A 23,943-nucleotide genomic window follows, 5' to 3' on the forward strand; every position below is an offset into this window, starting at 1 on the left:
CGTTTTTGTTTAATATACTCAAAAACAAAAATCTTTTGGTAAAGTACCATTTTTAATAACTGTTCTTAACCCATGTTTTATAATCCAAGGATTAATAGGATGCTGTTTATCACGTAATTGCTGTAACCACTGAAAAACGAGTTCTTTATCTTTTTTCGTAATATCGTTAATATGATTGGCTACAGATTTTTGAACATATTTAGAAGGGTCATTCATTAATGGTTCAAGAAGTTGTAAATTGTACTTAAAATCACCTTTTAGAGCTCCTATTTTTTTAGCCCAAGGAAGCCTTGGTCTTGTACCTTCAGAAACTAATCTTCTAATGTGGCTGTTTTCGTCATGAATCCACTGTTGCAATATGTCTAGTGTATCTTCATGATATGTTTCAAGAAAAGGCCGAATGGCATATTCAGCAGTATTCCTTTTCGTTATTTCATACATTGCATTGAACGAGATTTTAAAATCGTTAAGCCCATATTTTTCAACGTATTTTGCAAGAGGCATATACATATATCCATTTGTAAATGTGCCTACTTCTGTTGTATTTTCTGGTCCTAATGTCTTCAGTAATATATGTATTGCGGCATTAAAATCTTTTTGTAAAGCATTGTGTAATTCATCTGCAATTACTTCAATACGCTGTTTTAACTCTAAATTTTCAACTTTACAAGCTACAGAATCTACAAAGATGTTTTTAGAGAAATAAGGATCGTGTTTACAAATAGAATCAGCTATTTTTTCTGCTAATTCTTCATTAAATAAAAATTTTAACGGAACATATTTACCCATTTTTTCACCTCGGTGGTCAAATGAAAACAATTTTTATTTTTTAATCGACAATCCATAAACCAAAGTCTCACTCGGAGTCGTAATACTAAAACCTGTCGTCTTATAATCAAGTTTCACCGTATCACCAGTGTAGTCTTTCGTGAATGAATCCATTTGTACGATAAGCTCTGCATCTTCATATACAACATCATCTGCGTTATATGTATCCCAAATTAAATCGACATCAACGAAAATACTACAAGAGTTCGTCATTGTTCCTCTAATGCGAACGATCTTTTTATCTTCAAGTTCTAATCTATGTATAGCTGCTTTTGCTTCATCAGTAATGCGAATGTTCATTGTATCCCAACCTTTATTTATATTTCCTTTATTATTGCAAAAACAGGAGCAATAGGGAAGTAAAGAGGTTTGCAACAAAAAACGAGCAAACAAATTTGTTTGCTCGTTTCACTTTATTTTAGTTCACATTTATCAAGTGGAATCACTTTTGTTTTTTTCGTAAATTTATAACCTAACCATAGTACTAAGAAGAGTGGTAAACCGATGTAAGAAACGAGTACACCGTTCCAGTCGATTGACTCACCCATAAATGCCCCGTAGTTTTGTCCTAAAATTACGATGATACAAAGTGTAAATGCAAAGATTGGACCGAAGGGGAACCATTTTGCTCTATATGGTAAGTCATTTAAATCTTTTCCTTGTGCGATATACGCTTTACGGAAACGGTAATGACTAATTGCAATGCCGACCCAAGCGATAAAGCCAGACATTCCTGATGCATTTAATAACCAAATGTATACAACACCGTCACCGAATAAAGAAGCAATGAAAGCAATACTACCGACAATCGATGTTACGATTAATGCGTTAACAGGTACACCGCGGCTATCTAATTTACCAAGAAACTTTGGTGCCTTGCCTTGGCGAGCTAAATCCCAAAGCATACGAGTTGATGCATACATACCAGAGTTACCAGCAGATAGTACTGCCGTTAAAATAACAGCGTTCATAACAGAAGCAGCAAAGGCAACGCCCGCTTTTTCGAAAATAAGTGTAAATGGACTTACTGTTACATCACTTGCAGCAAGACTTTCAGTTGTATAAGGAATTAATAAACCGATAACGAGAATCGCAAGGATATAGAATAAAAGAATACGCCAAAAGATTGAACGAATTGCTTTTGGGATATTACGTTCTGGATCAGATGTTTCACCAGCAGCTACTCCTAATAGTTCAGTACCTTGGAATGAGAAACCAGCTGCCATAAACACACCGATAATTGCCATGATACCGCCGTTAAATGGTGCATCTGCAACAGTGAAGTTTTTGAAGCCAACCGTTTCGCCGCCCATAATTCCAAAAATCATCATGAAACCAACAATTAAAAAGATAATAATCGTAACTACTTTAATAAGTGCGAACCAATATTCAGATTCACCAAACCCTTTAACAGATAAGTAGTTTAAAAGGAAAATAATAGCTAAACATAATCCGCTCCAAATAAGAGAAGGGGTATCTGGGAACCAAAATTTCATAATTAATGTTACAGCAGCTAGTTCAGCAGCAATCGTAATTGCCCAGTTATACCAATAGTTCCATCCAAGTGCAAAGCCAAGTGATGGATCAACAAATTTTGTTGCGTACGTACTAAAAGATCCAGTAACAGGCATGTAAGCTGCGAGTTCAGCTAAGCTTGTCATTAAAAAGTAAACCATAATTCCAATTGCGGCGTATGCAATTAATGCACCACCAGGTCCAGCTGAATGGATGACACCACCGCTGGCAAGAAATAGTCCGGTACCAATTGTACCGCCGAGAGAAATCATCGTAAGGTGACGAGATTTTAATCCGCGTTTTAATTCACCTTGTCCTTGTGTAGTTTGCGTTTTAGAGGTAGATTGATTTGTTGCGCTATTCATGTTCAACACTCCTTTTCTTGTAGGTTAGGAAGGAGCGGGGGAGAAAAATACAAAAAACCGCCAAAGGAATTTGGCGGAACGTTTCACAAATAACCACCCCATCATACCCTTCCGTTAAGATAGCACCCCACGTTTACACGGTAATTTTGTAAACGTGACAGTTCTGTTCCTTTCGGAGACAGCCCCAGCTCATATTTCCAGAGAAGAAATATAAACTTCGGCAACTTTTCCTTTCAAACGGAGTCGGTGACATTCTCTGTGTCTCGTCCGTCGTACTCTTAAAAGTCGCAACCTCTACCTCATCGGATTGATGAGGATTTGATATATTGCTAAGATTTTTAATATATGGCAATTGTAATGACTTTCTGAATATATTGCAAGATATTTTGTTAGGAAAAGTCAAAAAATATCGGTTATTGTATAGGAAACGCTTGCAAAACTCCACCCGAACCTACTATTATGTAGCAATAAGCAAAGAAAAAATTGTTATACAAATGTTTCGCAAAAAATATTGAAAAACCCTCTAAATTAAAAGAAAATTCAGAAAAATATAATTCGACATTCATAATAAAGTCATATTATTTGTTATAATTAGAGTAACGTTTAAGCAAAAAGGGGAAATCAAAATGAAATTAGAAACAGAAAGGCTCTATATAGTGCCGTGTACAGAAGAGAGGATTCAAGTCGCTAACGAGCAAGGATACAATAGCGGCCCGCATATTGTAGGGCATGTAAAGAATGTAAAACAAGATGCAACTTTATTACCATGGGGGGCGTGGTATGTTCTTCGAAAAGAAGATGATAGCGTTTTAGGTGATATTGGGTTTAAAGGGAAACCAAACGAGGATCAAACAGTAGAAATTGGCTATGGATTCATTGAGAAATATTGGAATCAGGGCTATGCAACAGAAGCTGTAAAAGAACTAATCGATTGGGCTTTCAAAACAGGTGAGGTAGAAACAATAATTGCAGAGACACTTCTAGATAATTATAGTTCGATGCGTGTTTTAGAAAAGTTACATATGAAGAGAGTAAATGCAACAGAAATGATGATTAATTGGAAAATAGAAAAATAAAAAATACCGCTCTAAATTGAGCGGTATTTTTTATAGTTATGGTAGCATTTGCTTCTGATCATTCGGATACTCAGCCGTTGACGTATTAGGACGATTGGAATGATTACGAACAGCAATGAAAATAGAAATAATAACGACAAGACCAACTGCAACGTAAGAAAGTGAAATAATAGTTGGATCCACTTTAAATGTAGTAAGCAGTGTACGAATGTTTGTAAAGATAATAAGACCACCAACTAATACGCCAAGTAAATGAGAAGGAACGATGCGAACTAGCCATGCCGCGATTGGTGCCGCTACGATACCACCGAGCATGAGAGAAAATACCCAAACCCAGCTTACTTGTTCCCAGCCAAGTGAGATGAAGAAGCCGATTGTTGCAGCGAGTGAAACAGGAAATTCACTCGTATCTACAGATCCAATAACTTTTCTAGCTTCATTTCCTCTTGCTAGAAGAACAGGTGTCGTAATCGGCCCCCAACCACCGCCACCAGTTGAATCAACGAATCCAGCGAATAAACCAAGCGGCACAAGTTGTTTTGCAGACATACGCTTATTTGAAGTGACAATTTGTTTTTGAATGATGAATCGTAATAAAATATAAACCCCTAAAGTAAATAAAAATACGGAAATGTACGGTTTGATTACATCTCCAGGCAAATTACTTAAAAAACATGCCCCAACAAATGCGCCGATTGCCCCAGGTAATGTAAGCCTGGAAACTGTATATTTATCAACGTTTCCAAATTTGATATGAGATGCGCCAGAAGCTGCAGTTGTAACGACTTCAGCTAAATGAACCGATGCGGAAGCTACAGCCGGTGCAATACCAAACATTAATAATAGTGAAGTAGACGTTACCCCATACGCCATTCCGAGTGCTCCATCGATCAGTTGAGCGAAAAATCCAATAATAGCAAAGACAATTAATTTCTGCATAAATAATCCCCCTGTAATAATAAATGAAAAAGACACTTTTCCCGTATGAGAAAAGTGCCTTTGGTTTTTCCAATCAGCAATAATTAAATTTGTTTCATTATAATACATATTAATCGTATAAATCAACTAGGTTTTAAAGTTTTTGAATTGAATGAAATAAAAATAAAATATACAATAAAAGGATGGAGAGAAAGGGGAGAAAGACATGTTACGATTTGATCATCTTGTTCACGCAGTTCATGGTACACCGGAGGAAGCGGCAAAACAAATGCAGGAACTTGGATTTCATACTGTATTAGGCGGAGAGCATACGAATTGGGGTACTTGGAATAGTTTAAGTTATTTTGATTTATCATATATAGAATTTTTAGCAGTTCAACATGAAGAAAAAGCGAAAGAAGCAGAAAATCCATTAGTACAAGAAACAGTGGTGAAACTACAAAATGGAGAAGGAATGCTACAAATCGCGATCCGAACAGATGCAATTGAGGAGCTAGCAGTTAACTTTAATAAGTACGGCTTACATACGATAGGGCCATTTGAAGGGAAACGCATGAGAAAAGATGGCCGGCTTTTAGAATGGAAAATGTTATTTGTTAGGCAAGAAGAGAACGGACCGAAATTACCTTTCTTTATACAGTGGAATGAAACGGACGAAGAAAGAAGAAACGATTTACGTAACAGTAGGACGATCACTGAACATAAAAACAAAGTGCAACAAATTGAAACGATTCATTACGCAGTAAAAAACGTTCGAGAAACAGTACGGAAATGGAAAAAAGTAATGGGACTATCTACAAGTTCAGTTGTGAAAAATGAAAAATGGAATGCTGAGAGTCAAAGTGTAGTGTTTGGAAATATTCATGTGCAGTTTTGTGAACCGATTGGAGAAGGGCTAGTACTAGAACATTTGAATAAGAATGGCGAATATCCATTTGCAGTAGAGTTTAAAGGTGGAAATAAACGAGAGCATGAAGTGCTAGGTAGTTTGTACATATATTAATAGAGGTGAACGTTGTGGAAGAAATGCTTAGGGAGATAGAGAGAATACTAGAATGGCCTCGTATTGTAAAGTGTACAGCTATTTCAAAAGGTTTCTCACATGAAGAGAAACATAAAATAGAATTAGAAAACAAAGTAACATATTTTGTAAAAGTATGTGATACAGTTCATTTTGAACGTAAACAAGAAGAATATACGTATATGAAACGATTAGAGTCATTACATATTCCAACGCCTAAGTTAATTCATTTCATAAAACTTGAGGAATTAAATAAATGTGTTCAAGTATTTGAATGGACCCGAGGTATAAATGGTGAAGAAGGTTTAACGAAGTTATCGGTGGAAGAACAGTATAAGGCAGGAAGAAAAGCAGGGGAAGTATTAAAGAGGATTCACTCAATTGAAAGAGAAAGTGCAAGTAATAAATGGGAAACATCTAGATGGAATAAATACGAAAGATACATAGAGGCACTAACAGATTACGAGGTGAATTTTCTGGATTTGAATCCAATATTAACCTTTGTAGAAAATCATAAAGATTTATTGAAAAATCGTCCAATAAGATTTTTACATGATGACTTCCATCCAGCAAATAGTATGATTCATAATAAGGAGTTTATCGTTATTGATTTTTGTGGATATGATTTTGGCGATCCAATACACGATTTTTATAATGTAGCGATTTTTACTACAAGAATAAGTAAACCATTTGCGGTTGGACAAGTTCACGGTTATTGCGGAGGCGAACCATCGCTTCATTTTTGGAAACTCTATACATTGTACGCCGCGATGACATTCCCAGCGGATATCGTTTGGACGAATCGAAGTACGCCGCATTTAGTAGATGATATGAAGGAAAGATTAAATGGAATATTAGAAGAGCATAATCATTTTTCATCTTATATTCCAAAATGGTATCAATCAAGCGAATGTAATAAATAAAGGAGTAATTTATATGGATAAAATAGCAGTAATTTCAGATATTCACGGTAATATTCAAGCATTAGAATCCGTGTTGAATGATATTAAATTAAGAGGAATCGAGCGCATTATTTGTCTTGGAGATTTAGTAGGAAAAGGACCTCATTCCAGTGAAGCAATTGAAATCATTCGTAAAGAATGTGAAGTAGTCGTAATGGGAAACTGGGATGATTTTATTACAAAGCCGACTGAATTTGAAGCATTAAAATGGCATCAAAAACAATTATCGGAAGAACAAAACGACTATTTAAGAAGCTTACCATTTTCAATCGAGTTTTATATGAGTGGAAAACTCATTCGTATGTTCCACGCCTCACCGAGAAGTTTATATGAAAGAATTCAACCACACGCTTCAAGAGAAGAGCGTATTAGTATGTTCGAAAATAGTGATCTGACAGAAAATATAGAAGGAGAAAGAAAACCAGATGTCGTTTGTTACGGTGACGTTCACCAAGCGTTCGTTCAAAATTTCAGAGGGAAAACGTTATGTAATGCCGGCAGCGTAGGAAACCCACTTGAAATAACGCAAGCTTCCTATTTAATATTTGAAGGAACTTACAATGAAAAAGAAGCAGCGAGCTTTTCTATTCAACTTGTACGAGTACCGTATGATATTGAATTAGCTATCAGACTAGCAGAAGAACTCGAAATGCCAGAAATTGAAGAATACAAACAAGAATTACGGACTGCTTTATATCGAGGGTTTAAGGGGAAGTAAGCTAATAATATATCAACGATTTTTCAAATATATCTATCATAACTTAAAATATATCAACGATTTTTTCGATATATCAACGATTCGACAAAGGATATCGATTTACCGACAAATAGTGACATGTATTGTTACTTATAATTATATTATGTAAACTAATTATAAAGGGAGATATCATGAACCGAAAACAACGAATCAAAGAAATTGCAGATCATATTGTAAAGCTAAACTTAACCTATCCAACAAGAGTTGGAGTAAGTGGTATTACAGCATCAGGAAAAACAACATTTGCAAACGAATTAGCGGAAGAAATAAAAAAACGAGGATTACCAGTAACACGCGCCAGCATTGATGATTTTCATAATCCAAGAGTGATTCGCTATGCAAAAGGAAAAGAATCTGCAAGAGGGTATTATGAAGATGCACACGATTATACAGCTTTCAAAGAAAGATTATTAATGCCTTTAGGACCTAACGGGAATTTACAATATGAAATGATTTCTCATAACTTAATAACGGATATGTCTGTACATAATGAGCCGCTATTGGCCACGCAAAATATGATATTAATAGTAGATGGAACATTTCTATTGAAAAAAGACGTTGCGTATTTATTTGATTACAAAATCTTTGTAGATACAAATTTTGAGATTGCGAGAAAACGTGGTGCTAAGCGGGAAACTGAAGCTTTTGGAAGTTATGAAGAAGCAGAGAAGATGTTTTTGAACAGATATCATGCGGCCTGTAAGTTGTATATAGATGAGCATAATCCAAAAAGTTATGCGGATGTTGTATTTCGGAATAGTGATTTAGCAAATCCAGAAGTTATATTTCAAGAGCGAAAGTAATACATAATCAAAATTATATGTATAGCCTTTTATTTATAGTTATAATTCTCGTATAATTAAATTAACTTTAGAAAGTAAAAAACGGGGGATAAGGCAATAAAAAAACGTAAAAAGGGGACAGGGAATAGAATGAATGAAGTACTAGAACTAAAAGAAGAACTACTACAAATTAAAAATAATAATTATGCTGTACCAGAAGACGTAGATGCATATCCATATGCGCAGTGGATGCTAGATTATATCGGATCACCAGATGCTGAATTACGTGATGATTTAATTTATAGTACGCTTCATACATGGATTACAAATGATGTGTTTAGACAAAAAGAATTACGAGGGTTAATGCTACAAGCAATTAGTCCTGATTATTTATTTTATAAAATTGGTGAAAAGGGAACAGACTCTGTATTTAAACGTGCATTCTCCGTATTAATTCCACCACTTATTTTATCTGTTCATGAAAGAGAACCGTTGTTATCAGAAGAACAATTGTACAGTGTGGCAGAACAAGTGTTGGAATATGTATATTTAGAAGAAGATGTAAGGGGCTACGTAGAAGGAAAAGGCTGGGCACACTCTACTGCACATGCAGCAGATGCGCTCGATGCGTTAGCACGTACAATTCAAAATCGTGAGTTTTCATATGCGATTCTTGCGGCTGTTCGTCAGAAGGTTCGATTGAGTGATTACGTATATGTACACTTTGAGGATGAGAGATTAGTAAAGCCAATTATGTCGTTACATAACCAAAAGCTTTTAACTGAAGAAGAGTGGAGCAATTGGCTACATAGTATAGCAACTGTTGAGGACATCCGACATCCGCAGCATGCTATTTTAGTACAAAATATTAGATCGTTCTTAAGAAGTTTATATTTCAGAGTTTTAGAGACAGAGGGTAGTACAGCCTTTACAGATGATATATTGGAGACTTTGAAGGGTTTGCATAGGTATTAAAAATCCGTTTTTCTAAGAGAAAAGTACATAAAAACACTACATCCCAACCATACTAATAAAATGTGTTGGAGGTGAGTTTAATGGACAAAAAAGACTTTGAAAAAGTGTATAATGATTATTTACATCAAGGAGAAGAGCAAGCTCAATTTGAAATAGCTCAGGAAGTTACTTCAGGAGCAGAACAAATTGTTGCTGTTCGTAAAAATGATGAAGGTGATTTAATTGCTTTTAAAACAAGTAGCGGGAGAGAGTTAGATTATATGACTGCTCTTAATGAAGCGAAATCAGGGAAGTTAGCTCATGTGGACGTATTTCATAAGTATGGCAGAGATATTATACGTAGTGAACCGGATGGAATAAAAGAAAATAACTTAGATAATTTACCTTCATTTTAAACGGGTAAACCTCAAGAAGAGAATGTTCATTTGGATATTCTCTTCTCTTCTTTTCTTTCTCTACAAATAGACGGTTCATTTCTACAGTGCAATCATACTTTTAAAGAGCGCTCTAAATTTCTCTTTATCTTCTGCTGTAAATGGTTTCGGTCCTTTTGTACGCTTACCACTTTTTCGAACCATTGCACTTAAATATCGTGTTTGTAACAATTGTTCAATGTTATCATTCGTATACTTATAGCCTTTATGGTGTAGTACGATACAGCCTTTTGCTAAAGCGAGCGAAGCAAGACCGTAATCTTGTGTTACGATTAAATCTTCTTTTTTTGCTAACTGCATAATTCGGTAATCAGCAGCATCTGCTCCGGAATCAACATAAATTGTTTCGACACCTTTTGGCTGCTCTGCATTAGAATAATGTGAAAAACTAGTAACGAGGGTAACAGGAATTTCCACATTCGTAGCCTCAAAAATAATCACATCTTTTACAGGACAAGCATCTGCATCAACGTAAATCTTCATTTTATCACTCCTATAAATAGGTTCGAGTTGATAATAATGGTAGATTTAGGTTTTGTCAAACGAGAAAGCTTTATTTAAAGTTATTTTCACAAACCAAAATAGCCTCCCGCAAACGAGAAATACCTTCCTCAATTTGATTAATATTCACTTTTCCATAAGATAAGCGTATATAACCATCTTTTGCGCCGAAAATACTACCTGGCATAAAAGCAATTTCTTGTTTTAAACTTTGCATAATAAGTTGTTTTTCGTTTATCGGTTCTTTTAATTTTCCCCATATGTATATTCCACCGGTCGGATTTGAAAAAGAGATTTTATCATGAAGTTGCTCGTTTAAGGCGCGAACGATAACGTCTCTTTTTTCTGCTAGTTGTTTTCGTAACGGTACGATATGCGACTGAAATGGTACAGTTTCAAAAAATTGTTGCATAAGCCACTGCGGGAATATGCTCATACCTAATTCCATTTGGTGCCTTGCGTCGGATAACCTTTCTACTACAGACTGCGGGGCAACGAGCCAACCAACTCGTAAGCCTGGTGCAATCATTTTTGATAAAGAATGTACATAAATGACAGTTCCGTTTTCATCTATTGATTTCAAAGTAGGACAAGGTTGTTTCTTTTCTAGCGTCAGCAAACTAGATGGATCATCTTCAACGATTGCAATTCGTAAATCTGCGCAAAGTGATAATAGTTTTTTTCTACGGTTTGGATGAAGCATCGTCCCCGTAGGGTTTTGGAAATTTGGATTTAAAAAGATCATTTTAATGCGGTGCTTTCTGTATAGCTCTTGTACATCGTCTGGATTAATGCCGTGTTCATCGACAGGTAATGGGAAAATACGAATACCTGCTGATTGGAATAACGGCAAGGAATAACAGTGTGAAGGACTTTCGAAAGCAACAGCATCACCTGGATTTAATAAACATTGCACGATAAGGTGAAGTGCTTGCTGTGCGCCAGATGTAATCATAATGGATTGTTCAGTCGCCTCAACTTTTAAATATTCCTTCATATATTTTACGACCGCTTGTCTTAGCGGGAGATAGCCTTGCGGATGATCGTAACTTAATGAATGCGTTAAAGGTTGTTCACGTAAAATCGCTTGCAGTTGATCATGAGGGTAGAGATTACAACCGAGTTCTCCGTTTGCAAAATCAATAATATTTTCATTTTGTTGTACTTCTGCCCGAATATGGCGAAGTAACGGTAAGTTTGGTAAAAACGTACCACCTTCTACGAAATTTCTCCAGTTGGGTGTTAATGTTGGAGAAACGCCCCACATATGTGTACTTACACGTGTACCTTTACCAGTGGTACTTTCTACAATTCCCATCGCACGAAGTTCATTATAAGCAGTCGTTACTGTACTTCTGTTTACATTTAATTGCGTAGCTAATTTCCGTTCTGAAGGTAGGAAGCTTCCTGGAGGAAGTTCTCCATATGTAATACGTTTTTCAATAAAGTCAACAACTTGCTGATAAATAGGGATTTTACTGTCACTATCTAGTTTCCATTCCATAAAAAACGCCTCCGTATCTCTTATATACATCAAGTATAGCAAATTGGCTGGGTAAAAAAACAGCCAATTGGACGGTGTTATATCCAGCCAATTTTACTATGCTAAATAGGGAAGGGGAGATTCGGATGAAACGATGGCAAATGGAATGGCTCCTAGTATCAGTTGCATTAGTATGGGGAGCAAATTATACAATAGGAAAGTATGGAGTGGCATTTATGTCATCCATTCAATTTAATAGTTTACGATTTTTAGTAGCATCACCGGTATTATTACTTATTACTTTTATAATGGAACGCTCATTACGTATTGAAAGAAAAGATTGGTTACGATTAGTAGCAGTCGGTATCGTTGGTACAACAATGTATCAAACGATGTTTATGCTATCTGTGAAATATACTTCAGCAACAAACGCCTCATTATTAATTGCAATGTCACCTATTTTTACAGGGATATTAGCAGTATTGCACAAACAAGAACGTTTTTCGATGAAAGTACAAATTGGTTCAATAGTGGCCTTTGTTGGTGCAGCATTCGTTTTATTAACAGGGCATACAGGAGGAGCTACTTACGAATATGCGTGGCTCGGAAACATAATTGGATTAGTCGCAGCGATTGCGTGGGGATGGTACCCAATATTAGCGCAACCTCTTATAACAAAATATTCCGCAATGAGAGTCACATCTTGGTCAACTTTAATTGGAATTGTACCTCTCGTTGTATATTGTTTATTCAACGTAAATACATTAACGTGGCCAGTAGACATGCCAAGCTGGGGGTCTCTAGCATATTCAATCGTCTTCGCGACAATCTTCGGACTTGCAATGTGGTATGTCGGTATTAGTAAAATAGGCTCAACGAAAGTAATGGTTTATATGTATCTTGTACCATTGTTCGCAGTTATCTTCGCGGCAGTAACTATCGGAGAGCAAATCAATATGATGCAACTGGTTGGCGGACTTATTATCTTTGTGGGTCTATATGTTGTAAAAAAAGGTGGAATCAAAAAGCCAGCTCTCAATTTGAAAAAGGTAAGCTAACAGTAAAAATGATCTCTTTCATATAGAAGGAGATCATTTTTTGTTTCGTAATAAAAGCGCTTGTTCAACAGCCCATTTTTGATGATCATGAAGTAAATATTCTATAGCATGTAATGGAGACATCCACCGCAAAACATGATCTTCCTCACAGTTTTCAGTTTGTGTCTGCACCATGTTCGCAATATAAAAAAATCCATCGTTTAAATAATATGTATCTTCTTTTTCCGCATAAAAATATCGCATTGCATTACCGATATATTGATTAATTTCAATTGCCCATCCTAATTCCTCTAGTAGTTCACGATGTAAGCATTCATCTTTTGTTTCGGTACCTTCCATACCGCCACCAGGTAAAAAATAACGGTCTCCTTTTTGGATAATAGCAATGTTTGAAGAAGTTGAGTTAAAAATAATTGCATAACAACTAGGTCGTAATACATATTGCTCAGTAGGCTTTTTATAACCAAAAATAAGTTTAGATATCATAAAATACGTCACCTCTCTATAAAATACACAAAAGGAATAATAAGGTAAAAATAGAATTGTATAAGTATAATCTTACGAGATTGGAGTGATAACAAAATGATAAATCGAAAGTGTTCGCGCTGTAAAGAAATTACAGGTACATTGCACGGTGGTAAAAAAATTAAGGAAGAATTTCTATGTGAGGACTGTTTACAAAAAGGAATTGCGAGCGGTGAAATCGAATTATCACAAATGGAGCAAGAACAAACTTCGTATCTTTCTATAAAAATATTAAAAATAATGAGTGTGATTTATTTAATAGCATCTATTTTAATGGCTTTTTCAACCGGTCCATTTATACATAATATAGGATTTGATGAAATGTCCATTTCAGGCCCAGAATTAGGTTTAATAAGTGTTGTTATGCTAGGTTCTTTATTCCAGTCTGTTCTTGTATTTTGCGGGATATGGGTATTAATCCTTTTAGTAGAAACAGTCATTAAAATTTATGAAAAAATGAAGTGAGTGAGAGGGAGAAACATATGCGAGTAAGAAACATCCAAGGGGAAGATTATGTAAAGATTCATTCTGTTTTAAATGATTGGTGGGGCGGGAGAGACATGGCTGCCATGTTGCCAAAATTGTTTTTCGTTCACTTTCAAGAAACGAGTTTTATCATTGAAGAAGATGGCGAAACGTTAGGTTTCTTATGCGGATTCTTTTCGCAAACGCATAAAGAGGAAGCGTACGTTCATTTTATCGGGGTAAATCCGAAGTATAGAAGAAGAGGAATTGCATCGACATTGTATTCGTATTTCTTTGATGTCGCACGTGCAAATAATTGTAAAGTTGTAAAAGCAATTACGTCACCAGTTAATAAAAAATCGATACAGTTTCATCAAGAAATCGGTTTTCGAATTGAGGCTGGGGATGATGAGATAGAGGGTGTATCGGTACATACAAATTATGATGGGAATGGCGGGAGTAGAGTTTTATTTTTGAAACATGTGTAAAAGTAGGCTAGCACAAAGTTAGCCTTTTTGTTGTGAGGAGCTAAAAGTATGGAGAGTAAACAAAGTAGAAATGAATACTTACGACGCATTTATAAAGTGCAAGATTATATAGAATCAAACATAAATGATTCACTTTCAATTGAAGAGTTAGCGGATGTAGCAGGATTTTCAAAGTTTCATTTTCATCGGATTTTTAAGGGGATAGTAAACGAGTCATTATCACGGTATGTAAACCGATTGAAGTTAGAAAGGGCAACACATCTACTTACATATCGGACAGATATGACGATTACAGATATTGCGTATCACTTCGGATTCACAGATTCAGCAGTTTTTTCCCGAACATTTAAAAGTCATTACGGTGTAAGTCCGTCTCAATATCGAAACGATAATAGCAAGAATTGCAAAGACGTAAGAAGAACTTCTCAATACAATGAATGTAAGAAGGTTCGAGGAAATGTTGAAATTGTAACAGCGGACGATATAAACGTCGCATACATAAGACATACAGGTACATATGAAGAGTTAGCTATAGCTTTTCCAGAAATGATAGAAAAATTATTTCGTTACGCGGCGAAGAAAAACTATCATGTATTTGAGGATACGAAAGTATTAACCATTTACCACGATCATCATGAATTTACTGAGGACTATCATTTAAGAACAAGTCTATGTGTAACAATTTCAGATGAATCCACAGTAGAAACGAACGACGTTGGAATAATGGTAATACCTTCAGGCAAGTATGTAGTAGGACATTTTGAAATATTTCAAAATGAATATAAAGGAGCATGGGATTTCTTATACGGTGAATGGCTGCCAAATAGCGGATATAAACCGAGAGACTCGTATCCTTTTGAAGTATATAGAAATAATCCAAAGCAGCATCCAAAGCATAAACATATAGTTGATATATATGTACCTATCGAACCTTTTTAATCATAGGTTAAAGGGGAAAGAATAATGAAAACTGCTGAAAAGTTAGATCAGATTATAAAAGAAGAATATGAAAATATGAATGGTATGTTAGTAGTGCGGAAAGGTAATGTTGTTTTTGAAAATTATTATAATGGTTACAGTCCAGATAATGCGTTTCATGTAGCGTCAGTTACAAAAACGATAATCTCTGCGTTAATTGGGATATGTATAGATAAGGGCTATATAAAAAGTGTTGATCAAAAAGTAATAGAATTTTTCCCGGAATATAAATGTAAGGAATCTGAAGTAACCGTACGCCATCTTCTAACAATGACAGCGCCATATCCTTTTGTAGACTGGCAGGAACCGTTAGAAGAACTATGTACACAAGAGGATTGGGTACAGCATACACTTAATAGAATGGGGAACGGTGGAGAAATTGGATCTTTTAAATACTCATCTGCAGGAGCGCATGTACTATCAGCAATTATTACGAATGCAACAGGGAAAAGTGCACGTGAATTTGCGAATGAGTACTTATTTCAACCAATCGGCATGAGCGAAATTCCAAACTACAATATGAAAGCATTTGGATTCGATGACTTATTCGGAAAAGATGTGAAAGGATGGGTTCACGATCCAAATGGTATTTCGACGGGCGGCTGGGGAGTAACGTTAACGGTTAGGGATATGGCTAAGTTTGGACAGATGTATTTGAATGAAGGTATTCATAATGGAAAACAAGTTCTATCAAAATCATGGATAAAAGAATCAATAGCGATGAATTCAAATCAATATGGTTACTTATGGTGGTTACGAGAAGAAGAGGGTGTCTATTCGTATTGTGCAATGGGTGATGGTGGGAATATGATTTGTTGTATTCCGAAGCAGGATTTGGTTGTAGTAATTGCTTCTGAAGCTAAGCCGAATGCACGGGATAGATGGGAATTAATTAAAGGGTGCATACTTCCTTATTTAAAAGATTAATATGGTTATTTTTATAAAAATAAGAATGAAAGGTTTAGTTAAACTTGTTTTGTTCTCCATGATAGAAAAAAGTGTTGTGTTAACAAAGTTATGTAACTAAGATTATAAAACTTCAACACCTATACCATTATTAAATAATTGCAAGGTGTTGAAGTACTTTTTAATCTATTAAAGCTGCTTTCAACTAAAAGAAGAAACATCTTTTTTCTTAGCTGTTTAACTATTTTTTAACTTTGTGAAGTATGAGATACATCGTGCCCAGCACAATTGCTAGTAAGGTAAATTTAATTAATTCTATTAGGCTGGCATCCCACTTGTTTTGTACTATATCTGTTAAATAAAATACATTAAACATACCATGTGAAAATGCGGGTGATATTACAGAACCGCCATATTCTCTCGTGTACGTTAAAATTATAGATAATATAAATAATAAAGAGAGATAACTTAATATTCCTACAAACTGAAACTCATAATTTTTATAAAAGATTGCTATTGGTAAATGCCATGAAGACCAAATTGAAGCTATAATAATAGCTGTTTGTATGAATGTATATTTTTTTCGTAAATAGTAATGAAAATTCCCTCGCCATATAATCTCTTCTAATAATGCAGATAAAGATCCAACTGTAAGACCAACGAGCAAGAGAAATCCTACTTCATTCCAATGATGATATAAGAACTTTATATCATAAATATAAAAATAAAAATGGAGACATAGCCCTAGAAGTAGTGGAAATAATATGGAGAAAATTAGTGTTTTTATTTTTGGACGTGAAATTCCTAGTGTATGAACTATTTTTTGTTTCTTATATAATGTTTGATATGAAGTAACTGCTAAAAGCGGAACAACCATTGTAAACCCTAAATAATTACGACCATTTTCTATGTTCAGCAAGATGATATATACAAGTGATGTAAGAAAATAAATACATAATGTTGAATGATAAACTATGTGTTTATTAATATTTTTCACCTGCCTAAGTATGTATAAGTGGTTAATCGAATATCCGATATTTTAATTATATATGAAATGGAAATCGACAGAATGAATATTTCCATATTATTGTTTTTTAGATAGAAAAAGTGTCGAAATTGCATATATTGAACTTGTAGAAAAAATTTAATTATCCCCGTAACTTTTCACAACAAAAAATCGTTAAACAAAAGAATAGATTTTTTATCACGAATGGGGGAGAACCATGAAAATGTTAATACTAGGTGGTACACGATTTTTGGGAAGAGCTGTGGTAGAAGAGGCTTTGAAAAGAGGGCATGAAGTTACATTATTTAACCGCGGAACAAACAAAGAAGTTTTTCCTGAAGTGGAGCAGCTGATCGGTGACAGAAATGGCGATGTATCAAGTTTAGAAAATCGAAAATGGGATGTTGTTGTGGATACATGTGGGTTTTCTCCGCATCACATTAGAAATGTTGGAGAAGTACTTAAAGATAATATTGAACACTATATATTCATCTCAAGCCTTTCCGTATATAAAGATTGGATTCCGCATGACATAAAAGAAGACTATATATTACAACCTGAACCGACGGATGATCAAATAAAGGCTGTAGAGAATGGTGAAGTTTCACCTTATGAGTATTATGGTGCACTGAAAGTATTATGTGAAAAAGAAGCAGAGAAGTATTGGCCGGGGCGTGTATTACACGTAAGAGCAGGACTTCTTTCAGGAATGTTTGATTATACAGATCGACTTCCATACTGGATCGGGCGTGTAGCAAAGGGTGGGAAAGTATTAGTACCAGGAAGAAAAATTCGTCCCGTGCAATTAGTTGATATAAAAGATGTCGCGAGATGGGGGCTAAATATGGCAGAACATAATAAAGCAGGAACATTTAATATAACAGGTCCGAATGATGAATTGACGATGGAAGAGCTATTAAATACGTGTAAAAAGGTTACGAATAGCGATGCTGAATTTGTTTGGGTAGACGAATCATTTATGAGTGAACATAATGTGCAGCCTTGGACAGAAATGCCTTTGTGGATTCCAGAAACTTTTCCATTAGATGGTGAGACGAAGCCGTGGAGAGGCGGGTTTTCTATTTGTATCGAAAGTGCGGTTAATGAAGGGCTTACTTTTAGAAGAATAGAAGAGACAGTTACAGATGTGTATGAGTGGATGGAGAGTACGGAAGAATGGGAATTAAAAGCAGGTATTTCAGGGGGAAGAGAAAAGGTGTTATTGGATAAGTGGTATGAAATAAAGAGAGTTTAAATAAGAATCTTGTGAAAAAAGGACTCTGTTTATTGGTTAAACAGAGTCCTAATATGAATCTACCACTCAATCGGTTCTTCCCCGTACATCTCCCATAGCTTAGGAAACATCTTTTTTAAACCTTCTTCATCGTCTTCATCCCAATCTAACTCGATATCAACTTCCTCAAACTCTTCATTTGTTAAGACATGGTATAGTGTAAAGTATGTATCATCTTCATCCCCAGTCTTCTCCATGTAAACTTCTTGCCCGAAATATAGAGTAAGTTCTTCAATCTCTGGAACGTCATACTCACTTAAATTTTCTAATACAGGAATTAATCGTTCTGGATTTTCAATACAAGCTTCGTATGTCTCTTTTCCTTGATATAATAACCATCCACGGAAGTAATCGAAAGCATCATCTGAACAGCCACCCATAATAATATAGGCTGCTGCCCATAAACGGGAGGTATAGGATTCGTTCAAAAGACGATGCATATGCGTATCAAAAGCTACAATTTCATGTACTGTACGTTTAGCAAGGTGGGAAGTAAGCCATTCTATTTGTTCTTCTTGGTCTTCACCTTTCGTTTTTGCACGATTAAGCAGTTCCCAAAATTCTTCTTCTGTTATCGTTTTTTCTTTTATGTAATCTTCCCCAGGGAACGGGTCTGTATATCCTTTTTTACGTTTGGAAGCAACTAGTTTGTTAGCTTCTTTCATACATTCTTCTTCGGTTTCAAACTCTTTCGCTTTTAAACTACCAGCTGTGCCGATTTTTCCGTAAAACACAACGTAGTCTTTTTCTTTCACAACGATTTTCCAAAACTTATTGGATTTCTCGTTTTGTTAGATTGATAACGTTTCCATTCGTACCCCCATTATGTTTTTCTAGTATGCATTGTGATTGTAACATATGTATATACACTTGTAATGATAAAAAATAAGAGTTTGGAAAATTCGAAAATGATTGAATGAAGTGGATAAATTTAGTAACCTTATTTGTACAGTAATTACATAATCGTTTTGTAATAATTAGATATTAATTATATAAGGGGGTATTACGGATGGATCTTACGTTCAAAGTTGAGGAAACATGTTTTAATTACCGCGTTGGAGCAATTTGTAAACATGATAATAAAATACTTATTCTGCAAGGGGACAGTGAAGATTTTTGGTACGTACCGGGCGGTCGAGTGAAAATGCTAGAAAATAGTGAGGATGCATTAAAACGAGAGCTTGCGGAAGAACTAGCTGTTCCTATTAAAAGGAAAAGATTAATATGGTCAGTAGAAAATTTCTTTACGCTTTCTGAGCGGAAGTTTCATGAAATTAGTTTCTACTATGAAGTAGAGCTACATAAATTACCTGCGAATGGAGCGGATCAATATATTTTGGAAGAAGAGGGTAGAACATATTTGTTTAAGTGGGTGCCGGTAGAAGAGTTACATGCATATAATTTACAGCCTGCATTTATAAAAGAGAAAGTAAAGGATATAGCAGTTCATACAGAACATATCGTTTTACAAAAATAAACGTATTCGGAGGGGAAAAGGTTGAAGGGGACTAAAAAAGAGATACATATAAATGACAAAGTAATTTATTACACACATATCGAAAAAGGTTCTAGTACGGTTTGCTTTATGTTTTCAGGTTCAGGATACAATTATGATAAGCCGTTATTTTATTATGCAACGATGCTTATGCTTGAACATAAAATTGATGTTGTACATATTCATTATTCTTACGACGAACAAGTAATGAATAAACCAATAGAAGAAGTAACGAAAGTAATGATGGATGATATTAATCCCGTAATAAATGAAGTGTTGAAAAATGAACAATACAGCAAATCGATGTTTTTAGGGAAATCACTCGGAACAATTCCAATTGCGAATGATTTAATGAAGAGAGAAGAGTTTTTACAGTCGAAAATGATATTAATGACACCGTTACTGACGTTTGATACGATTTTTGATTCTATCTTGCATAGTAATCATGAAGGGATTTTAGTAATTGGAGACAAAGACCACCAATACAATGCAGGTCAAATTGATCAGTTACCTAATACAAATTTTAAAATCGATGTTATCAAAAATGCAAATCATTCTGTAAATGTTGGGGAATATGAAACAGAGAATTCAATTGAAGCGATAGCAAAAATAATGAGAAAACTGAAAGAAACAATAGGCACAAGTAAAATTGAATTATAATTGTTCCAACAAAAAAAAGAGGTGCTTCGTGCACCTCTTTTTTTTGAAATTAACGAAACTCTGTATGACGAAATGTTTCTTTTCCTTCTAATAGAGTCAGTAAAATTTTCGTTTTATGAATATCATGTTTTGGAATTTTAAATAAGTTTTGATCTAATACAACGAGGTCTGCTTTTTTGCCGACTTTAATAGATCCAGTTTCTTTCTCTAAAAAATTGGCGTAAGCCCCATTTATTGTATAACTCTTAATCATTTCTGCTAAACTTACTTTTTCTTTTGGATTTAAAGCGTTTTGTGAATTTGTATCTTGTAAACTTGTACGAGTAATCCCCATTTGAATGCCAGCTAGAGGGGAGAAGTATGGTCCTTGTGTAATGGGATAATCACTAGAAGAAGCCATAACAACACCTTTATCTATGAAACTTCGCATAGGATATTGTTCATTTGCACGCTCTTCTCCTAATAATTCGACAGCTTGTGCAAAGTATTCTCCGTCTTTAAGAAACCACGTTGGTTGTGGAACACCAATGACACCTAAATCTTTAAAACGTGCTATATCATTTTCTTTTACTAATTGTAGATGTGTAATCTTATGGCGACTATCTCGTTTTCCGTTTTGTTCTTGAGCGATAGCTAATGTATTTAATGTTTCTGTAGTGGCAGCATCACCGATAGAGTGGATATGAACTTGGAATTTTTCTTTGTCTAATGTTTGAACCATTTGTTCAAATGCTGGTTTTTCCCAAACAGGAACGCCGTAATAGTTTGGTTTATTGTTATATGGTTCATGTAAGTAGGCAGTTCCACCTTCAATTACACCATCCATAAATAACTTGACCGTATTCATTTTTACAAGTGGGCCTTGTAATTTAGCACGCTGTTCTTTTACATAAGGAATGCGATCCTGGCCTTCACTTGGTTGTATCGTTAATGCAAGGCTATGTCTAATAGATAATGCTTGCTCTTTCTCGAGCATTGTTAGTGCTTCAATGACAGTATCTTGCTGCGGAACAACGACATCATTTACTTGCGTATATCCATTACTCGCTGCGAGCTGTTGGAAAGTTTTTAAACCTTCTTTATATTGTTCCGTATTGTACTTTGGCAATGTGTCTAGTACAAGATTTGTTGCGGTATCACGAAGCGTACCGGACGGTTCACCGTTTTCATTTCTTTCAATTACGCCGCCGGTAGGATTTGGAGTATCTTTTGTAATTTCAGCTATCTCAAGTGCTTTTGAATTTGCCCAAACTGAATGATAATCCTCGGAAATTAAAGCGACAGGAATGTCTTTCACAACAGCATCTAATAAATCTTTTGTCGGACCAGATGATGAGAAGAGGGTATTGCTCCAACCAGCCCCATGAATAACTTTTACATCACTATGTTCTTTCCTATACTGTTCAACTGCCTGAACATATTCATCAATGGTTCTAGCATTTGCTAAGTCAACAGAATAAAGAGAGTTTACCGTTTCGGATGCGTGGAGATGGCTATCAACAAATCCTGGAAGTAACATTTTTCCCTCTAAATCAATGATCTTTGTATTCTTATTCTTGTATTTTTTTGCACCTTTCGTATTACCCACATAAATAATTTTCCCGTTTTTAATCGCAACTGCTTCTGCCCAAGGTTGCTTTGCTTCTACCGTATAGACATTACCGTTAATAAAAATGGTGTCTGCTAGTTTTGTAGTGTCTTTTTTCGCCTGTTCAAATCCTACTAACATAAAAAGCATAGTGAGACTAATGAAAATAGAAATAAACTTTTTCAATGTATCAACCCCAATTCCTATTATTTGATTTTGCTACTTTTATTACAGAAATTCGCTAGGCGGAAATTCAAATCCTATGAAGCGAAGCCCGCTAATTATAGGAATATTACTTTTCGTTTTCCTATAAATAGCGGATAACATTTTTCAAAAGTAATGATTACAATTTAAATACGGAAAATTCAGAAAAGTTTTTAGAAAATTAGAAAGGGATAATTGAAAGCGTTTACTAGTTTTGGAGGGCGTGAAAAGAAAAATCCCCATTTAAGGAGGTTATTAAGATGAAATCGATTAACCCAATGAATGTGATAGATGAGAGTCGTATTCATTCCATGCACCTTTGGTTAATATTTTGGCTATTTATCGTAATTGCATTTGATGGATATGATGTTGTTATTTATGGAGCAGCAGTACCGTCGCTCATGAAAGAGTGGGGGATATCGGATGTTACAGCAGGGGCAATTGGTAGTTATACAGTTATAGGAACGGCAATTGGTGCTATTTTCTTCGGTTTATTAGCTGATAAAATTGGTCGTAAAAATATTATACTGTTAACTACAATCTTATTTAGTCTATTTACATTTCTATCTGGTTTTGCGAACGATCCTGTTACATTTACAATCTTCCGCGTCATTGCTGGTATTGGGCTTGGCGGAGTTATGCCGAATGTAATTGCTATAGCAACAGAATTTTCGCCGAAACGAGTTCGAACTGCTATTGTATCTTTTATTTTTTGCGGATATTCGGTGGGGGCAATGGCAGCAGCACTTACAAGTCGATCACTTCTCATGACAGCAGGATGGAAACCTGTCTTTTGGTTGGCAGGACTTCCGTTATTATTTCTTCCGTTTTTAATGAAAAGTATTCCAGAGTCTGTTGGTTTTCTTCTAGGGAAAGGAAAAATAGAAGAAGCTAAAAAAGTAATAGCGAAAGTAAATCCGAAATTAAGTGAATATGCGACAATTGAATTTATAAAACCACCAACGAAAGAAGCTGGTTCTCCAGTTGTTAAGTTATTTGAGGAGAAACGCGCTGTAAGTACGATTATGTTTTGGATTTCCTGTTTTAGTGCTTTCGTGCTCATTTACTCTATGAATACATGGCTACCGCGACTTATGATGCAGTCAGGATACGATCTGAAATCAAGTCTTTCATTTACAGCTGTCATGCAAATTGGTGCTATCGTTGGAACACTCATCTTCGGTCCAATCGTGGATAAAGTTGGATTCAAAAAGGTACTTGTTCCATTATTTTTCTGTGGAGCGATTGCGTTATCCCTAATTGGATTTGCGAATAACATGTTTGTTGGATTTTTGTTAATTTCTATAATTGGTGCTTCTTCAGTTGGACTGCAAAATATGTCCAATGCATTTGTTTCTCAATACTATCCTAGCAATATGCGCTCAACAGCGGTAGGAAGTACAATGGCGTTTGGACGTCTTGGAGGTGTTGTAGCTCCTACCTTTGTAGGCGTTCTCCTTTCTATGCACTTCATGCCTCAATATAACTTTGCGGCTATTGCGAGCGCTGCTGTAATTGGTGGTATAGCAATGCTATTTGTGAAAGAAGAACATGGGATTTATTATAAAGAGAAAAAAGAGATAGTAAGCGGGGATAGTGACGTAACTACAGCAAAATAATAAACAATTAATCCCGGGG

General features: G+C 35.3%; 26 protein-coding genes and 1 riboswitch. Of the genes, 16 read left to right on the top strand and 10 right to left on the bottom strand.

What is annotated here, in order from left to right; genetic code table 11:
• Positions 1–18 precede the first annotated feature (18 nt).
• The 3 genes from ACTFP3_RS11640 to ACTFP3_RS11650 form a co-directional block, all read right to left on the bottom strand.
• Positions 19–789: a DNA alkylation repair protein gene (locus ACTFP3_RS11640; protein WP_149215633.1), complete on the bottom strand. Its 771-nt coding sequence runs from the start codon at positions 787–789 to the stop codon at positions 19–21.
• Between the two features lie 33 nt (positions 790–822).
• A complete protein-coding gene (locus tag ACTFP3_RS11645) occupies positions 823–1,128 on the bottom strand; it encodes an iron-sulfur cluster biosynthesis family protein (RefSeq protein ID WP_001026167.1) in 306 nt (101 codons plus the stop codon).
• Positions 1,129–1,241: 113 nt separating this feature from the next.
• A complete protein-coding gene (locus ACTFP3_RS11650; protein ID WP_001083386.1) occupies positions 1,242–2,708 on the bottom strand; it encodes an amino acid permease in 1,467 nt (488 codons plus the stop codon).
• 112 nt (positions 2,709–2,820) lie between these two features.
• Positions 2,821–3,013: riboswitch (Lysine riboswitch) on the bottom strand.
• 321 nt (positions 3,014–3,334) lie between these two features.
• On the opposite strand from ACTFP3_RS11650, the gene ACTFP3_RS11655 reads away from it, so the two are divergent.
• Entirely contained in the window at positions 3,335–3,784 is a 450-nt protein-coding gene (locus ACTFP3_RS11655) for a GNAT family N-acetyltransferase (protein WP_000764607.1), read from the top strand.
• A 36-nt stretch (positions 3,785–3,820) separates the two neighbouring features.
• Here the strand turns inward: ACTFP3_RS11655 and ACTFP3_RS11660 are convergent, their stop codons facing one another.
• Positions 3,821–4,831 (bottom strand): sulfite exporter TauE/SafE family protein, encoded by a 1,011-nt coding sequence (locus ACTFP3_RS11660; protein WP_002024365.1) that lies wholly within the window; start codon positions 4,829–4,831, stop codon positions 3,821–3,823.
• Positions 4,832–4,928: 97 nt separating this feature from the next.
• Here ACTFP3_RS11660 and ACTFP3_RS11665 point away from each other — a divergent pair, with 97 nt between their 5' ends.
• From ACTFP3_RS11665 to ACTFP3_RS11690, 6 genes are all read left to right on the top strand, one after another.
• The gene (locus ACTFP3_RS11665; RefSeq protein ID WP_006926038.1) at positions 4,929–5,726 is read left to right on the top strand and encodes a VOC family protein; all 798 of its coding nucleotides are present in this window, start codon (positions 4,929–4,931) and stop codon (positions 5,724–5,726) included.
• A gap of 14 nt (positions 5,727–5,740) precedes the next feature.
• Positions 5,741–6,667: an aminoglycoside phosphotransferase family protein gene (locus ACTFP3_RS11670; RefSeq protein WP_088363872.1), complete on the top strand. Its 927-nt coding sequence runs from the start codon at positions 5,741–5,743 to the stop codon at positions 6,665–6,667.
• 13 nt (positions 6,668–6,680) lie between these two features.
• On the top strand, positions 6,681–7,424 hold the full coding sequence (locus ACTFP3_RS11675) for a metallophosphoesterase family protein (protein WP_000357659.1): 744 nt from the start codon (positions 6,681–6,683) through the stop codon (positions 7,422–7,424).
• 170 nt (positions 7,425–7,594) lie between these two features.
• Complete coding sequence (locus ACTFP3_RS11680; RefSeq protein ID WP_001080558.1) at positions 7,595–8,266, top strand: uridine kinase; 672 nt, start codon at positions 7,595–7,597, stop codon at positions 8,264–8,266.
• A 129-nt stretch (positions 8,267–8,395) separates the two neighbouring features.
• Positions 8,396–9,220 (top strand): DUF2785 domain-containing protein, encoded by an 825-nt coding sequence (locus tag ACTFP3_RS11685; RefSeq protein ID WP_006926031.1) that lies wholly within the window; start codon positions 8,396–8,398, stop codon positions 9,218–9,220.
• 80 nt (positions 9,221–9,300) lie between these two features.
• Entirely contained in the window at positions 9,301–9,615 is a 315-nt protein-coding gene (locus ACTFP3_RS11690; protein WP_000358161.1) for a DUF3892 domain-containing protein, read from the top strand.
• 81 nt (positions 9,616–9,696) lie between these two features.
• Here the strand turns inward: ACTFP3_RS11690 and ACTFP3_RS11695 are convergent, their stop codons facing one another.
• Both ACTFP3_RS11695 and pdxR read right to left on the bottom strand, forming a co-directional pair.
• On the bottom strand, positions 9,697–10,137 hold the full coding sequence (locus ACTFP3_RS11695) for a YaiI/YqxD family protein (protein ID WP_069355843.1): 441 nt from the start codon (positions 10,135–10,137) through the stop codon (positions 9,697–9,699).
• Between the two features lie 70 nt (positions 10,138–10,207).
• Positions 10,208–11,659 (bottom strand): MocR-like pyridoxine biosynthesis transcription factor PdxR, encoded by a 1,452-nt coding sequence (pdxR, locus tag ACTFP3_RS11700; protein ID WP_149149747.1) that lies wholly within the window; start codon positions 11,657–11,659, stop codon positions 10,208–10,210.
• Between the two features lie 125 nt (positions 11,660–11,784).
• Between pdxR and ACTFP3_RS11705 the strand changes: the two genes are divergently transcribed.
• The gene (locus ACTFP3_RS11705) at positions 11,785–12,696 is read left to right on the top strand and encodes a DMT family transporter (protein WP_326036672.1); all 912 of its coding nucleotides are present in this window, start codon (positions 11,785–11,787) and stop codon (positions 12,694–12,696) included.
• Between the two features lie 33 nt (positions 12,697–12,729).
• Here the strand turns inward: ACTFP3_RS11705 and ACTFP3_RS11710 are convergent, their stop codons facing one another.
• Entirely contained in the window at positions 12,730–13,182 is a 453-nt protein-coding gene (locus ACTFP3_RS11710; protein ID WP_074047552.1) for an NUDIX hydrolase, read from the bottom strand.
• Between the two features lie 96 nt (positions 13,183–13,278).
• Between ACTFP3_RS11710 and ACTFP3_RS11715 the strand changes: the two genes are divergently transcribed.
• From ACTFP3_RS11715 to ACTFP3_RS11730, 4 genes are read left to right on the top strand one after another with little or no spacing between them, the layout of a single operon-like run.
• Positions 13,279–13,686 (top strand): DUF3980 domain-containing protein, encoded by a 408-nt coding sequence (locus ACTFP3_RS11715; protein WP_048535723.1) that lies wholly within the window; start codon positions 13,279–13,281, stop codon positions 13,684–13,686.
• A gap of 17 nt (positions 13,687–13,703) precedes the next feature.
• Positions 13,704–14,174, top strand: a complete 471-nt coding sequence (locus ACTFP3_RS11720) for a GNAT family N-acetyltransferase (protein ID WP_016122751.1) — start codon at positions 13,704–13,706, stop codon at positions 14,172–14,174.
• Positions 14,175–14,222: 48 nt separating this feature from the next.
• Positions 14,223–15,113: an AraC family transcriptional regulator gene (locus ACTFP3_RS11725; RefSeq protein ID WP_440010526.1), complete on the top strand. Its 891-nt coding sequence runs from the start codon at positions 14,223–14,225 to the stop codon at positions 15,111–15,113.
• A 24-nt stretch (positions 15,114–15,137) separates the two neighbouring features.
• Positions 15,138–16,079 carry a serine hydrolase gene (locus ACTFP3_RS11730; protein WP_326036669.1) on the top strand — a complete coding sequence of 314 codons (942 nt, stop codon included), beginning with the start codon at positions 15,138–15,140 and terminating at the stop codon, positions 16,077–16,079.
• Positions 16,080–16,299: 220 nt separating this feature from the next.
• Here ACTFP3_RS11730 and ACTFP3_RS11735 read toward each other — a convergent pair whose 3' ends face one another.
• Positions 16,300–17,055 (bottom strand): CPBP family intramembrane glutamic endopeptidase, encoded by a 756-nt coding sequence (locus ACTFP3_RS11735; RefSeq protein ID WP_071732461.1) that lies wholly within the window; start codon positions 17,053–17,055, stop codon positions 16,300–16,302.
• A 226-nt stretch (positions 17,056–17,281) separates the two neighbouring features.
• On the opposite strand from ACTFP3_RS11735, the gene ACTFP3_RS11740 reads away from it, so the two are divergent.
• Positions 17,282–18,319, top strand: a complete 1,038-nt coding sequence (locus tag ACTFP3_RS11740) for an SDR family oxidoreductase (RefSeq protein ID WP_000783059.1) — start codon at positions 17,282–17,284, stop codon at positions 18,317–18,319.
• A gap of 59 nt (positions 18,320–18,378) precedes the next feature.
• On the opposite strand, the gene ACTFP3_RS11745 is transcribed toward ACTFP3_RS11740, so the two are convergent.
• Positions 18,379–19,119 carry a DUF4240 domain-containing protein gene (locus tag ACTFP3_RS11745; protein WP_326036684.1) on the bottom strand — a complete coding sequence of 247 codons (741 nt, stop codon included), beginning with the start codon at positions 19,117–19,119 and terminating at the stop codon, positions 18,379–18,381.
• A 248-nt stretch (positions 19,120–19,367) separates the two neighbouring features.
• Between ACTFP3_RS11745 and ACTFP3_RS11750 the strand changes: the two genes are divergently transcribed.
• On the top strand, positions 19,368–19,835 hold the full coding sequence (locus ACTFP3_RS11750; RefSeq protein ID WP_149215638.1) for an NUDIX hydrolase: 468 nt from the start codon (positions 19,368–19,370) through the stop codon (positions 19,833–19,835).
• A gap of 21 nt (positions 19,836–19,856) precedes the next feature.
• Positions 19,857–20,513: an alpha/beta hydrolase gene (locus ACTFP3_RS11755; RefSeq protein WP_326036668.1), complete on the top strand. Its 657-nt coding sequence runs from the start codon at positions 19,857–19,859 to the stop codon at positions 20,511–20,513.
• Positions 20,514–20,562: 49 nt separating this feature from the next.
• On the opposite strand, the gene ACTFP3_RS11760 is transcribed toward ACTFP3_RS11755, so the two are convergent.
• The gene (locus ACTFP3_RS11760) at positions 20,563–22,251 is read right to left on the bottom strand and encodes an amidohydrolase (protein ID WP_440010638.1); all 1,689 of its coding nucleotides are present in this window, start codon (positions 22,249–22,251) and stop codon (positions 20,563–20,565) included.
• Positions 22,252–22,565: 314 nt separating this feature from the next.
• On the opposite strand from ACTFP3_RS11760, the gene ACTFP3_RS11765 reads away from it, so the two are divergent.
• Entirely contained in the window at positions 22,566–23,924 is a 1,359-nt protein-coding gene (locus tag ACTFP3_RS11765) for an MFS transporter (RefSeq protein WP_440010531.1), read from the top strand.
• Positions 23,925–23,943: the final 19 nt, after the last annotated feature.

Source organism: Bacillus cereus group sp. MYBK5-2 (assembly GCF_051915685.1).
GTDB lineage: Bacteria > Bacillota > Bacilli > Bacillales > Bacillaceae_G > Bacillus_A > Bacillus_A cereus.